Source organism: Streptomyces sp. NPDC004561, assembly GCF_053602155.1.
Window position 1 is genome coordinate 1 of sequence record NZ_JBSGDB010000228.1, and the last position, 13,615, is coordinate 13,615.

Below are 13,615 nucleotides of genomic sequence, written 5' to 3' on the forward strand. Positions count from 1 at the left end.
GCCGGGTGGATCGGCGGGGCCCTCACCGCCGGGGAACGACCCCACCGGTTCCTCCGAACGGGGCCCCGCGCCCCCGGGCGCCTCCCCGACCTTGCTCCGGGAGAAGTACCGAAGGCCGCCACACTGGCGTGGCGGCCTTCCTTTTTGCGTGCCCGCAGGTAGAAACGCTTCTGCACTGCGAGACCTGGTGGGGCGGGTGGGACTCGAACCCACGGCCGACGGATTATGAGTCCGCTGCTCTAACCGGCTGAGCTACCGCCCCATAGCGGCGTGTCGCGTACATGTGTGCGCGCCGTCTGCCGCAGCATAGCCGCTCATACGATCTCCTGCTTCGGATGGTCGGCTTCCGCGCTGCTCATGACCTTGAGGACATCGGCGCAGGCACGGCGGTTCCTCCTGACATGAAAAAGGACCCCGGCGGGGTCCTCGTTCAGCGTGCTCCCCCGACTGGACTCGAACCAGTAACCTGCCGGTTAACAGCCGGCTGCTCTGCCAATTGAGCTACGGAGGATCGCCTCGTTGCATCGAACGTACCTACCTGGGTATTCGCCAGGGGGCGGGCGCTCGCTGCGACACATACATTAGCGCAAGCAGGGGGGTGCTCCGCCAATCGGTTGCCCTCGGCGCCGGCGCAGCACCAGAGACCTAGGCACGGAAGGGTGGCAGCCATGCGCTACCGGCTCACGTTCATCGCCGGACTGGCCCTCGGTTACGTACTCGGGACGCGGGCAGGACGCGAGCGCTACGAGCAGCTGAAGAAGTCCGCTCGCCAGTTCGCCCAGAACCCCGCCGTGCGCAACACCGCCGAGACCGCCGCCCACCAGGGCCGCGCCTACGCCGGCAAGGCGTTCCACACCGTCAGCGACAAGGTCGGGGACCGCGTCCCCGAGTCGGTGGCCCAGCGGGTCCGGTCCCTGCGGGAGCGAAACGTCAACGGCACGCCCGAGGACGACTGGGGCACGAGCGACACCTAGCCGCCCACGGCGGTAGCAGGCCCGGGCATGCTGCAAAATTCTCGGTATGGGGATAGTCGCCGGGTTGGACAGCTCGCCCGATTTCACTCGCATCGTCGTCTGTGACACGGACAGCGGTGCCGTGCTCAGGCAGGGATACGCGCCGCATCCGCTGGAGACGCCGGACGGCGCTCGGCCGAGCGACGTGGATCCGCAGGCCTGGCTGCTGTCCCTGGGCGAGGCCGCGGGGGGCGGCCTGCTGGAGGGCGTGCAGGCCATCGGTGTCTCCGCGCAGCAGAACGCGCTGATCCCGCTCGACGCCCAGGGCAACACCGTGCGCCCCGCGATGGTCGGCGGCGACAAGCGGGCCCAGGTCGCGGCGGCCGATCTCATCGACGCGCTCGGCGGCCGGGAGGCCTGGGCGCAGGCGGTCGGCTGCGTCCCGCAGGCCGCCCGGCCGGTGACCAAGCTGCGCTGGCTCGCCAAGAACGAACCCGAGAACGCCCTGCGCACCGCCGTGCTGCTGCAGGCCCACGACTGGCTGGTGTGGCAGCTGCTCGGGCGGCCCGTGCGCCGGACCACCGACCGCGGCGGGGCGTCCGGGACCGGCTACTGGTCCGCGGCCACCGGCGGCTACCGGCCCGACCTGGTCGAGCTGGCGCTCGGGCACCAGGCGATGCTGCCGGAGGTGATCGGCCCGTCGGACGCGGCCGGTACGACTCCGGAGGGGCTGCTGATCTCCGCCGGGACCGGGGAGACCATGGCCGCCGCGTTCGGGCTCGGGATCGGGCTCGGCGACGCGGTCGTGTCCCTCGGCGCCTCGGGCTCCGTGATGGCCGTGCACCCGGAGGCCCTCGCCGACCAGGCCGGGATGATCACCTCCCTCGCCGACGCCACCGGCATGCACCTGCCGGTCGTCACCACGCTGAACGCCGTACGGGCCCTGCGCGGCACCGCCGAACTCCTCGGGCTGCCGGACCTGGAGAGCCTGTCGGAGCTGGCGATGAAGTCCACACCGGGCGCCCACGGTCTGGTGCTGCTCCCCTATCTGGAGGGTGAGCGCACGCCGAACCTGCCGCACACCGCGGGCACCCTCGCCGGGCTGCGGCGCGAGTCGATGAAGCCCGAGCACCTGGCGCGGGCCTCCTTCGAGGGCATGCTGTGCGGCCTCGCCGACGCGCTGGACGTGCTGCGCGGGCGCGGCGTGGAGGTGCGGCGGATCTTCCTGCTCGGCCCCGCCGCCGAGCTGCCCGCCGTCCAGGCCTCGGCGCCGGCGCTGTTCGGCGCGCAGGTCGTCGTACCGCAGCCGGCGGACTACGCGGCGATCGGCGCGGCGCGGCAGGCGGCGTGGGCGCTGGGCGTGTCGCAGGGCACGCTCGACCCGCGCAACCCGCCGGCGTGGCAGGGCGCGGCGGCGCAGGTGCTGGACCCGGGCGACGAACTCGCCGTCGGGCAGGCGGTACGGCAGCAGTTCGTGGCGGTGCGGGAGCAGACCCACCCGGGGGCGTTTCGCTCATAACACCGCAGAGCCGCCCAAACCACATGGACTCGCCGGGTACTCGTAAGGCCGTACGAGAATCCGCTGTTGGGTTAATCGGTTGAGGTAACACGGGTGGAGTGTCCGACGATAGGGGCCAAGGGCACACCGACCAGCCCCTGTCGCCGACTCCGAGAGACGTAGCGTGCTCATACGACTTCTGCGGACCTATCTCAGGCCCTACAAGAAACCCATAGTCCTGCTGGTGCTGCTGCAGTTCCTGCAGACCTGCGCCACCCTTTACCTGCCCACCCTGAACGCGCACATCATCGACAACGGTGTCGTGAAGGGGGACACGGGTTACATCCTGTCCTTCGGCGCCCTGATGATCGGCATCTCGCTGGCCCAGGTCGTGTGCAACATCGGTGCCGTGTACTTCGGCGCGCGCACCGCCGCCGCGCTCGGCCGGGACGTGCGCCGCGCCGTGTTCGACCGGGTGCAGTCCTTCTCCGCTCGTGAGATGGGTCACTTCGGGGCGCCCTCGCTCATCACCCGTACGACCAACGACGTACAGCAGGTCCAGATGCTGGTCCTGATGTCGTTCACCCTGATGGTGTCGGCGCCCATCATGTGCGTCGGCGGCATCGTGCTGGCGCTCGGCCTGGACGTGCCGCTGTCCGCGGTGCTCGTCGCGGTCGTCCCGGTGCTCGCCATCTGCGTGACGCTGATCGTGCGCCGGCTGCGGCCGCTGTTCCGCTCCATGCAGGTCCGGCTCGACACGGTGAACCGGGTGCTGCGCGAGCAGATCAGCGGCAACCGGGTGATCCGCGCCTTCGTCCGGGACGAGTACGAGCAGGGCCGGTTCGGGAAGGCCAACGGCGAGCTGACCGAGATGCAGCTGGCCACCGGCCGGATGCTCGCGCTGATGTTCCCGATGGTCATGACGGTGGTGAACCTGTCCTCCATCGCGGTGGTCTGGTTCGGCGCGCACCGCATCGACAGCGGCGGGATGCGGATCGGTGACCTGACCGCCTTCCTCGCCTATCTGATGCAGATCGTCATGTCCGTGATGATGGCCACCTTCATGTTCATGATGGTGCCCCGCGCCGAGGTCTGCGCCGAGCGCATCGACGAGGTCCTCGGGACCGACTCCAGCGTGGTGCCGCCGCTCGCGCCGGTCACCGAGCTGCGCCGGCACGGGCATCTGGAGGTCCGCGGGGCCGGCTTCCGCTATCCGGGTGCCGAGGAGCCGGTGCTGCGGTCCATCGAACTGGTGGCCCGGCCGGGCGAGACGACCGCCGTGATCGGCTCCACCGGCAGCGGCAAGTCCACCCTGCTCGGACTGGTCCCCCGGCTGTTCGACGCCACCGAGGGCCAGGTGCTGGTCGACGGCGTGGACGTCCAGGAGGTCGACCCGGTGCTGCTGGCGAAGACGGTCGGGCTGGTGCCGCAGAAGCCGTACCTGTTCGCCGGGACGGTCGCCACCAACCTGCGCTACGGCAACCCGGACGCCACCGACGAGGAGCTGTGGCACGCGCTGGAGGTGGCGCAGGCCAAGGACTTCGTGAGCAGGCTGGAGGGCGGCCTGGACGCGCCGATCGCCCAGGGCGGCACGAACGTCTCCGGCGGTCAGCGCCAGCGCCTCGCCATCGCCCGCACGCTGGTCCAGCGCCCGGAGATCTACCTCTTCGACGACTCCTTCTCGGCGCTCGACTACGCCACCGACGCGGCCCTGCGCGCCGCGCTCGCCCGCGAGACCGCCGAGGCGACCGTCGTCATCGTCGCCCAGCGGGTGGCGACGATCCGGGACGCCGACCGGATCATCGTGTTGGACGAGGGCCTGGTGGTCGGCTCCGGCCGGCACCACGAACTGATGGCAGGCAACGAGACCTACCGGGAGATCGTGCTCTCCCAGCTGACGGAAGCGGAGGCCGCCTGATGGCCGGGCCCATGGGACGCATGATGGCCGGGGGCGGCCCCGACCAGCGCTCGATGGACTTCAAGGGGTCGGGCAAGCGGCTCGTATCCCAGTTCAAACCCGAACGGGTCACCATCTACGCGCTGTTGCTGTGCGTGGTCATCAGCGTGACCCTGAGCGTGATCGGCCCGAAGATCCTCGGCAAGGCCACCGACCTGGTCTTCTCCGGGATCGTCGGCCGCCAGATGCCCGCCGGGGCCACCAAGGACCAGGTGCTCGCGCAGATGCGCGCACACGGCCAGGGCGCCATCGCGGACATGCTCAAGAGCACCGACTTCACCCCCGGCAAGGGCATCGACTTCGACGCCGTCGGGAACGTGCTGCTGCTCGCGCTCGGCACCTTCCTGGTCGCCGGTCTGCTGATGGCCGTCGCGACCCGGCTGGTCAACCGGGCCGTGAACCGCACGATGTACCGGCTGCGGGAGGACGTGCAGACGAAGCTGTCCCGGCTGCCGCTGTCGTACTTCGACAAGCGCCAGCGCGGTGAGGTGCTCTCGCGCGCCACCAACGACATCGACAACATCGGGCAGACGCTCCAGCAGTCGATGGGCCAGCTGATCAACTCGGTGCTGACCATCATCGGTGTGCTCGTGATGATGTTCTACGTCTCCTGGATCCTGGCGCTGGTCGCCCTCGTCACCGTCCCGCTGTCCTTCGTCGTCGCCACCCGCGTCGGCAAGCGCTCGCAGCCGCACTTCGTGCAGCAGTGGCGCTCCACCGGCAAGCTGAACGCGCATGTGGAGGAGATGTACACCGGGCACACCCTGGTGAAGGTGTTCGGCCGTCAGCAGGAGTCGGCGAAGCAGTTCGCCGAGCAGAACGACGCGCTCTACGAGGCCGCGTTCCGGGCCCAGTTCAACAGCGGTGTCATGCAGCCGCTGATGATGTTCGTGTCGAACCTGAACTACGTGCTGGTGGCGGTCGTCGGCGGCCTGCGGGTCGCGTCCGGCGCGCTGTCCATCGGTGACGTGCAGGCCTTCATCCAGTACTCGCGGCAGTTCTCGATGCCGCTGACCCAGGTCGCCTCGATGGCGAACCTGGTGCAGTCCGGTGTCGCCTCGGCCGAGCGGATCTTCGAACTCCTGGACGCGGAGGAGCAGGAGGCGGATCCGGTGCCGGGCGAGCGGCCCGCGGAGCTGCGCGGGCGGGTGGGGCTGGAGCACGTGTCGTTCCGGTACGACCCCGAGAAGCCGCTGATCGAGGACCTCTCGCTCACCGTGGAGCCCGGGCACACGGTCGCCATCGTCGGCCCCACGGGCGCCGGCAAGACCACGCTGGTCAACCTGCTGATGCGGTTCTACGACGTCTCCGGCGGGCGGATCACGCTGGACGGGGTGGACGTCCGCCGGATGTCCCGCGACGAACTGCGGTCCGGCATCGGCATGGTGCTCCAGGACACCTGGCTGTTCGGCGGCACCATCGCGGAGAACATCGCGTACGGCGCCGCGCGCGAGGTCACCCCGGGCGAGATCGAGGAGGCCGCGCGGGCCGCGCACGCCGACCGGTTCATCCGGACCCTGCCCGACGGGTACGACACCGTGATCGACGACGAGGGCACGGGCGTCAGCGCGGGTGAGAAGCAGCTCATCACCATCGCGCGGGCCTTCCTGTCCGACCCGGTGATCCTGGTGCTGGACGAGGCGACGAGTTCCGTGGACACCCGGACCGAGGTGCTGATCCAGAAGGCGATGGCCAAGCTCGCGGCCGGGCGGACGTCGTTCGTCATCGCGCACCGGCTGTCGACGATCCGCGACGCCGACACGATTCTCGTGATGGAGAACGGGTCGATCGTGGAACAGGGCGCGCACGCCGAGCTGTTGGCGGCCGACGGGGCGTACGCCCGGCTGTACAAGGCCCAGTTCGCCCAGGCCGTGGCCGAGGTGGACTAGCCGTCCGGGGGGCCGCCGGCCGGCGGCCCCCCGCTCAGTCCAGGTAACCGCGCAGCTGGTCCGCGAAGGCGTGGTCCCTGAGCTTGTTGAGGGTCTTGGACTCGATCTGCCGGATCCGCTCGCGGGTCACGCCGAAGATGCGGCCGATCTCCTCCAGGGTGCGGGGGCGGCCGTCGGCCAGGCCGTAGCGGAGCTGGACGACCTTGCGCTCGCGTTCGCCGAGCGTGGACAGCACCGCCTCCAGGTGCTCCCTGAGCAGCAGGAACGCGGCGGACTCCACGGGGCTCGCCGCGTCGCCGTCCTCGATGAGGTCGCCGAGGGCCACGTCGTCCTCCTCGCCGACGGGCGCGTGCAGCGACACCGGCTCCTGGGCGAGGCGCAGCACCTCGCCGACCCGCTCGGGCGGCAGCTCCAGATGGGCCGCGACCTCGTCCGGCGTCGGCTCGTACCCGCGTTCCTGGAGCATGCGGCGCTGCACCCGGACCACCCGGTTGATCAGTTCCACGACGTGGACCGGGACGCGGATGGTGCGCGCCTGGTCGGCGAGGGCGCGGGACATGGCCTGGCGGATCCACCAGGTGGCGTAGGTGGAGAACTTGTAGCCGCGGGCGTAGTCGAACTTCTCCACGGCCCGGATGAGCCCGAGGTTGCCCTCCTGGACGAGGTCGAGCATGGTCAGGCCGCGGCCGACGTACCGCTTGGCGACCGACACCACGAGCCGCAGGTTGGCCTCGATCAGCCGGCGCTTGGCCATCCGGCCCATGACCACCAGCCGGTCCAGGTCATGCGCCAACTGGCTGTCCAGATCGGGGGTGTTGCTCAGCTTCTCCTCCGCGAACAGGCCGGCCTCGACCCGGCGGGCGAGTTCGACCTCGTCGGCGGCGGTGAGCAGGGGGATGCGGCCGATCTCGCGCAGGTACTGGCGGAACAGGTCGGCCGAGGGGCCGCCGGTCTCGGCCCGGGCCGCGGCCGGTCCCTCGGCGGGCTCGGCCGGCTCCTCGGTCTCCGCGGGCTCCTCGGCTTGCGCCGCGAGTGCCTCGGCGGGCGGTTCCGCCGGCTCGGCGGGTCCCGCCTCCGGGTGCAGGTCGGCACGGCTCTGCGGGGGTACGGCCACGAGTACGTCCGTCTCCGCGTCCGGCTCGTCCGGGGTGGCGCTGGTGCTGCTGTCGGACTGGGTGAGGGTCTGGGTCTGCACGGGGGCGACCTCCAGGATGATCGCTGCTGAAGGTGTGCGGCAGCGGTACTTCGGGAGCGGAGAGTCGACGGCCTGCGCTCCGAGGACTCGGGCACCGCCAACAGTGTGGGGTAAGACACATCCCCGCCACGAGGGGCTTGCGGTGACTTTTTGCGTCCGGTCCGTGACCCGCTGGTGACGTGGGCGGGAAAACCGGGCGCCGGGTCCCCCTCTGATCTGGGAGGATCCCCGGGTGTCCGGACTTCTGTACGAGACCCATGTCACTGTCCGCTGTGCCGGTCCCGGTGAGGCGGAGCGGCTGCGCGGCTGGGCCGGTGCGGCGGGTCTGAAGCTCACGCACATCGTGCTGGCCCGCGGCCGGATGCGGGACCAGCCGATGCTCACGCTCGCCGGTTCGGCCTCGTACGAGGAGCAGTCGGCGCGGGCGGCCGGGACCGTGGCGGCGCTGCGCGCGGCCGGCTTCGTACCGGTGCGGGTGAAGACCGAGTCGGCGCCGTGGGCGCCGGAGGTGCCGGACGGGCCCTGCGGCGGCGGGCGGTACTTCGAGCACCACGTGAAGCTGCTGCTGGACGCGGACGCCGACCTCGGCGCGCTGGCCGCGCGGGTCGTGCCGCACGGCGCGCACCTGTCGTGGAACGCTCGGCGGGTGAGCGGGGGCGGGCGGCACGAGCGGTTCGTGACACAGCGCTGCCGGGAGGTGACCGGCGCGTCCGCGCAGCGGGCGCTGACCCGCCTGCTGACCGAGCTGGAGGGGGCCGAAGTGCTCTCCGTGGAACGGGAGTTCGTGCTGCACGACAGCGACGAGTCGGTGGACGACGGGTGGCTGGAGGAACGTTCGTCGGCCGGCTCCTGCGGGCGGTGACGGCGCTGTCTCCGCCGGAGGGCGGCTAGAGCGCCTCGGCGCCCCGGCCGCGCAGAGTCTGGTCGTACTGCTGGAGGACCCACAGCTCGTTCTGCACGGCGGCCAGCCGGGCGGGGTCGCCGCCGGTGGACAGACGGGTCATCTGGGACTGGATGTCCCGGATGCGGCGCTCCACGGCGCGGCGGCGGATCTGCACCAGGACCGTGCCGGCGTAGGTCTCGTCCACCGTACGGCGCAGGATCGGCTCGACGGCCAGCTCGGTGACCATCGCCCGGACGGTGTCGTCGGGCGCGGCCTCGCGGACCCGGACCAGGTACTCCTGCGGGTCGGGCAGGCCGTACTCGGCGCCGCCCGCCTCGGCGATCGCCTGCCGTACGGCCGCGTACGGCGGGGCGGTGAACTCGTCCACGCCGTAGGCGTCGAAGGCCGGGGAGACCAGCTCGGGCCGTTGCAGGGCGAGCTTGAGCAGTTCGCGTTCGGCCGCGTAGACGGGGTTGCGCAGGGTCAGGGCCGGGCCCGGGTTCGCGGGGCGCGGGGCGGCGGCCCACTGCTGGCCGGCCGGGTGGGACGGGCCCTGCTGCGGGCCCTTGCCGCCGCGGTCCCGGGCCCAGCGGGCCAGCTGGGCCACGCGCCGGACGACGAACTGGGTGTCGAGGATGCCGAGCATGCCGGCCAGTTCGACGGCGACCTCGTGCTGCGCGCCGGTGTTCTTGATGCGGGCGACGATCGGGGCGGCCTCGTCCAGGGCGGCGGCGCGGCCGGCCGGGGTGTCCAGGTCGTAGCGGGAGAGGATCTGCCGGAGCGCGAACTCGAACAGCGGGGTGCGCGGTTCGACCAGGTCGGCGACGGCCTCGTCGCCCTTGGCCAGGCGCAGCTCGCACGGGTCCATGCCGTCGGGCGCGATCGCGATGTAGGTCTCGGCGGCGAACTTCTGGTCGTCCTCGAAGGCGCGCAGGGCGGCCTTCTGCCCGGCCGCGTCGCCGTCGAAGGTGAAGATCACGCGGGCCGAGCCGTTGTCCATCAGCAGCCGGCGCAGGATCTTGATGTGCTCGCCGCCGAAGGCCGTGCCGCAGGTCGCGATGGCCGTGGTCACTCCGGCCAGGTGGCAGGCCATGACGTCGGTGTAGCCCTCGACGACGACCGCGCGGCTGGCCTTGGCGATGTCCTTCTTCGCCAGGTCGATGCCGTAGAGCACCTGGCTCTTCCGGTAGATCGCGGTGTCGGGGGTGTTCAGGTACTTCGGGCCGTTGTCCGCCTCGTACAGCTTGCGGGCGCCGAAGCCGACGACCTCGCCGCCGATGTCCCGGATGGGCCACATCAGACGGCCCCGGAACCGGTCGATGGGTCCCCGGCGGCCCTCCTGGGAGAGGCCGGAGAGGATCAGCTCCTTGTCGGTGAAGCCCTTGCCGCGCAGGTAGCGGGTGAGGTGGTCCCAGCCCTGGGGGCTGTAGCCGACGCCGAAGTGGACGGCGGCGGCCTGGTCGAAGCCGCGCTCGGCGAGGAAGACCCGGCCGGTCTCGGCCTCGGGACCGGTGGCGAGCTGCTCGGCGTACCACTGGGCGGCGATCTTGTGCGCCTCGACCAGGCGGATGCGCTCGCCGCGCTGGTGGGCCGGGTTGTACCCGCCCTCCTCGTAGCGCAGGGTGATGCCGGCCTGGGCGGCGAGCCGCTCGACCGCCTCCGAGAAGGAGAGGTGGTCCACCTTCATCACGAAGGTGATGGTGTCGCCGCCCTCCTGGCAGCCGAAGCAGTGGAAGAGTCCCTTGCTCGGGCTGACCTGGAAGGACGGCGACTTCTCGTCGTGGAACGGGCACAGGCCCTTGAGGTTGCCGCCGCCCGCGTTGCGCAGCTGGAGGTACTCGGAGACCACGGCGTCGATCGGGACCGCGTCCCGTACCGCCTTCACGTCCTCGTCGTTGATCCGTCCTGCCACGGGTGAATTCTACGGGGGCGCTGTGACAGTTCCGGTGCCCTCGGACGTCAGGAGGTGAGGCTGTCCAGCGGTACGTGGGGGTCGGAGAGCGCCTCGACGTTCACCTGGGCCCGGGAACGGATGAGCTGCTGGATGGGGTCTGTGACATCCCACACGTTCACGTTCATCCCGGCCAGCACGCGTCCCTCCTTCACCCAGAACGCGATGAACTCCCGCTTGCCGGCGTCGCCCCGGATCACCACCTCGTCGTACGACCCCGGCGGCGCCCATCCGCTGTACTCCATGCCCAGGTCGTACTGGTCGGTGAAGAAGTAGGGCACGCGGTCGTAGACGACGTCCTGGCCGAGCATGGCGCGGGCGGCGACCGGGCCGCCGTTGAGCGCGTTCGCCCAGTGCTCCACCCGCAGCCGGCCGCCGAACAGGGCCAGCGGGAAGGAGGCCACGTCACCGGCCGCGTAGATGTCCGGGTCGGAGGTGCGCAGCCGCTCGTCCACCACGATGCCCCCGCCGTGCGCCCGGTCGGCCAGCTCCAGGCCCGCCGCCTCGGCCAGGCCGGTGCGCGGTGCCGCGCCGATCGCCGCGAGGACGTCGTGCGCCGGGTGCTCCTCGCCGTCGTCGGTGCGGGCCGCGAGGACCATGCCGTCCTGGCCGACGATCTCGGTGAGCCGCCGCCCGAAGTGGAAGCGGACGCCGTGCTCGCGGTGCAGCTGCGCGAAGACGTTGCCCAGCTCGGGGCCGAGAACGCCGTGCAGCGGGGTCGGCGAGGGCTCGATCACCGTCACCTCGGCGCCGTACTCGCGGGCCGCCGCCGCGACCTCCAGGCCGATCCAGCCGGCGCCGGCGATCACGAGGTGCCCGTTGTCCCGGCCCAGCGAGGTCAGCACGTTCCTGAGCCGCTCGGCGTGCGCGAGCCGGCGCAGATGGTGGACGCCGGCCAGGTCGGTGCCGGGGATGTCGAGGCGGCGGGGTTCGGCGCCGGTGACGAGGAGCAGCTTGTCGTAGCGGACGAGGGTGCCGTCGTCGCCGAAGCGGACCGTCTTCGCCGTGCGGTCGATGCGGTCGACGGTCTGGCCGAGGTGCAGCTCGATGTCGTTCTGCGCGTACCACGCGGGCTCGTGCACGAAGACGCTGTCGCGCTCCTCCTTGCCGAGCAGGTAGCCCTTGGACAGCGGCGGGCGCTCGTAGGGGTGGTCGCGTTCGTCGCAGATCAGTATCACCCGGCCGGTGAAGCCCTCCGCGCGGAGCGTCTCGGCCGCCTTCGCTCCGGCGAGGCCACCTCCGACGATGACAAACGTCTGATCCGCGTCGACCACTTGATGCCTCCTCGTAAGGGTGCCGCCACATGCGAGCCTCCCGCACGTGGCGTGCTGCGGGAAGAGGGAGTGACCCGATCAGGCCACCCGGGGTCACTTTCCCCTCACATATGCCCCGTCAGTCTCGCGTGCAGCGAGAGCGCTGAGGCGTCGGTGAGGGAGGCGATCTGGTCGACGATCACCCGCTTGCGCGCGTGGTCGTCGTCTGCCCCGTCGAACAGCGCCCGAAACTGCGGGTCGAGACCGTCCGGCGCGCGGGCGGTGAGCGCCTCCGCCAGCTCCGCCACGATCACCCGCTGGTCGGCGCGCAGCCGCTCCTGCTCGGCGCGCTGCATCACGTACCGGTCGGCGACCGCCTTGAGCACCGCGCACTCCATCCGGGTCGCGCGGGGCACGACGAGCGCGGCGCCGTAGCGGGTGAGCCGGCCGCTGCCGTGCGCGGCGCGCGTGGCGCCCTCGGCGGCCAGGCAGAACCGGCCGATGAGCTGGCTGGTGGCGTCCTTCAGGCGGGCCTGGGTGACCGCCGTGCCGTCGTAGCCGTGCGGCCACCACTCCTCGTCCTGGAGGCGGTCGAGGGCGGCCGCCAGCTCCGCCGGGTCGGTGTCCGCGGGCACGTACCGGCCGACGGCGACCTCGAACACCGCCTGCCGCTCGGGCTCGGCGTGCAGGCAGTTGGGGTCGATGTGGCCGGCGTGCAGGCCGTCCTCGACGTCGTGCACCGAGTAGGCCACGTCGTCCGCCCAGTCCATGACCTGCGCCTCGAAGCAGGTGCGGGTGCCGGGGGCGTCCTCGCGGACCCAGTCGAACACCGGCCGGTCGTCCTCGTACACGCCGAACTTCGGGGACGCCGGGTCGGTGGGGTGGGCGCCGCGCGGCCAGGGGTACTTGGTGGCGGCGTCGAGGGTGGCGCGGGTGAGGTTGAGGCCGACGGAGCCCTCGGGCGTGAAACGTTTGGGTTCGATGCGGGTGAGGAGGCGCAGGGACTGGGCGTTGCCCTCGAAGCCGCCGCAGTCGTCGGCGAACTCGTTCAGGGCCCGTTCGCCGTTGTGGCCGAAGGGCGGGTGACCGAGGTCGTGGGAGAGACAGGCGGCTTCCACGAGGTCCGGGTCGCAGCCGAGGGCCGCGCCCAGCTCGCGGCCGACCTGGGCGCACTCCAGGGAGTGGGTGAGCCGGGTCCTGGGGCTGGCGTCCCAGGCGCGGGCGCTGCGCTGGCCGGGCGTGACGACCTGGGTCTTGCCGGCGAGGCGGCGCAGGGCGGCCGAGTGCAGGATGCGGGCGCGGTCGCGCTGGAAGGCGGTGCGGCCGGGGCGCTTGTCGGGTTCGGGGGCCCAACGGGCCGCTGACGACGGGTCGTAGCCGGTGAGGGTCTCGCTGCGGGTGCCTTCCATGATTCGACAGTAAGCGCCGACGGTGACAAAGGGGTGCCGGGCGCCTTGTCGTCCGCCGGGTTCTGCCGTTCGGCGAGCGGGAGCGGTCTGGCCGGCCGCGCCGCTTTCCTTCTCCCCCGGCGCCTCTAGGCCGAGGCCAGCTCCGTCCCCGTCATCGCCCGTGCCTGGTCGTAGCGGAGCAGGATCAGTCGGGCCATCGCCGGGTGGGCGCCCAGCGGGGCGGCGGCGATCCAGGGCGCCTGCCGCGCGCACTGCGTGGCGAACCGGCCCGGCGCGGTGAAGTACGAGGCGACGGCCACCCGGTGCCGGCCGCGGGCCGCCAGGGCGCGCAGCGCCGCCGGGACGGCCGGGCTCGCCGCCGAGGCGTACGCGGGGACGACCGGGACGCCCAGGCGGTCGGCGAGGAGGCGGGCCGTGCGGCGGGTGTCGGCGGCGGAGTCGGGGTCGCGGGAGCCGGCCGCGGCCAGGACGACGGCGCCGGCGCGGCGGGTGGCGGGGTCCGGGGCCGGGGGCCAGCCGGCCTCGACCAAGCGGTCGTACAGGGTCTCCGCGAGGAGCGGGTGCGGGCCGAGCGGGGCGGCCACGCGCGCGCGTGCCGGTGCGGCGTCCGCCGCGCCGGGGATGTCC

General features: G+C 72.0%; 9 protein-coding genes, 2 tRNA genes and 1 pseudogene. 5 read left to right on the forward strand and 7 right to left on the reverse strand.

The window, feature by feature from the left end; genetic code table 11:
- Window positions 1-185: 185 nt before the first annotated feature.
- Together ACWEN3_RS26445 and ACWEN3_RS26450 are read right to left on the reverse strand one after the other, a co-directional pair.
- Window positions 186-262: transfer RNA gene (locus ACWEN3_RS26445), tRNA-Ile, on the reverse strand.
- 176 nt (window positions 263-438) lie between these two features.
- A tRNA-Asn gene (locus ACWEN3_RS26450) sits at window positions 439-511 on the reverse strand.
- Between the two features lie 157 nt (window positions 512-668).
- On the opposite strand from ACWEN3_RS26450, the gene ACWEN3_RS26455 reads away from it, so the two are divergent.
- The 4 genes from ACWEN3_RS26455 (at window position 669) to ACWEN3_RS26470 (ending at window position 6,297) form a co-directional block, all read left to right on the forward strand.
- Window positions 669-974 (forward strand): YtxH domain-containing protein, encoded by a 306-nt coding sequence (locus tag ACWEN3_RS26455; protein WP_452975711.1) that lies wholly within the window; start codon window positions 669-671, stop codon window positions 972-974.
- Between the two features lie 46 nt (window positions 975-1,020).
- A complete protein-coding gene (locus ACWEN3_RS26460; RefSeq protein WP_452975713.1) occupies window positions 1,021-2,472 on the forward strand; it encodes an FGGY family carbohydrate kinase in 1,452 nt (483 codons plus the stop codon).
- Between the two features lie 163 nt (window positions 2,473-2,635).
- The gene (locus tag ACWEN3_RS26465) at window positions 2,636-4,369 is read left to right on the forward strand and encodes an ABC transporter ATP-binding protein (RefSeq protein ID WP_452975715.1); all 1,734 of its coding nucleotides are present in this window, start codon (window positions 2,636-2,638) and stop codon (window positions 4,367-4,369) included.
- Window positions 4,369-6,297: an ABC transporter ATP-binding protein gene (locus ACWEN3_RS26470; protein ID WP_452975717.1), complete on the forward strand. Its 1,929-nt coding sequence runs from the start codon at window positions 4,369-4,371 to the stop codon at window positions 6,295-6,297. The genes ACWEN3_RS26465 and ACWEN3_RS26470 overlap by 1 nt, the downstream gene beginning before the upstream one ends.
- A 34-nt stretch (window positions 6,298-6,331) precedes the next feature.
- Here the strand turns inward: ACWEN3_RS26470 and ACWEN3_RS26475 are convergent.
- Window positions 6,332-7,613, reverse strand: a pseudogene (locus tag ACWEN3_RS26475) (RNA polymerase sigma factor).
- A gap of 111 nt (window positions 7,614-7,724) precedes the next feature.
- Here ACWEN3_RS26475 and ACWEN3_RS26480 point away from each other — a divergent pair.
- The gene (locus ACWEN3_RS26480; protein ID WP_452975719.1) at window positions 7,725-8,354 is read left to right on the forward strand and encodes a hypothetical protein; all 630 of its coding nucleotides are present in this window, start codon (window positions 7,725-7,727) and stop codon (window positions 8,352-8,354) included.
- 25 nt (window positions 8,355-8,379) lie between these two features.
- On the opposite strand, the gene dnaG is transcribed toward ACWEN3_RS26480, so the two are convergent.
- The 4 genes from dnaG to ACWEN3_RS26500 all read right to left on the reverse strand — a co-directional run.
- A complete protein-coding gene (gene dnaG / locus ACWEN3_RS26485; RefSeq protein WP_452975721.1) occupies window positions 8,380-10,287 on the reverse strand; it encodes a DNA primase in 1,908 nt (635 codons plus the stop codon).
- A 47-nt stretch (window positions 10,288-10,334) separates the two neighbouring features.
- Window positions 10,335-11,600 carry an NAD(P)/FAD-dependent oxidoreductase gene (locus ACWEN3_RS26490; protein WP_452975722.1) on the reverse strand — a complete coding sequence of 422 codons (1,266 nt, stop codon included), beginning with the start codon at window positions 11,598-11,600 and terminating at the stop codon, window positions 10,335-10,337.
- Between the two features lie 104 nt (window positions 11,601-11,704).
- Window positions 11,705-12,988 (reverse strand): deoxyguanosinetriphosphate triphosphohydrolase, encoded by a 1,284-nt coding sequence (locus ACWEN3_RS26495; RefSeq protein ID WP_452975724.1) that lies wholly within the window; start codon window positions 12,986-12,988, stop codon window positions 11,705-11,707.
- A 125-nt stretch (window positions 12,989-13,113) separates the two neighbouring features.
- On the reverse strand, window positions 13,114-13,615 hold a 502-nt coding region (locus ACWEN3_RS26500; protein WP_452975726.1), incomplete at its 5' end, for a sirohydrochlorin chelatase.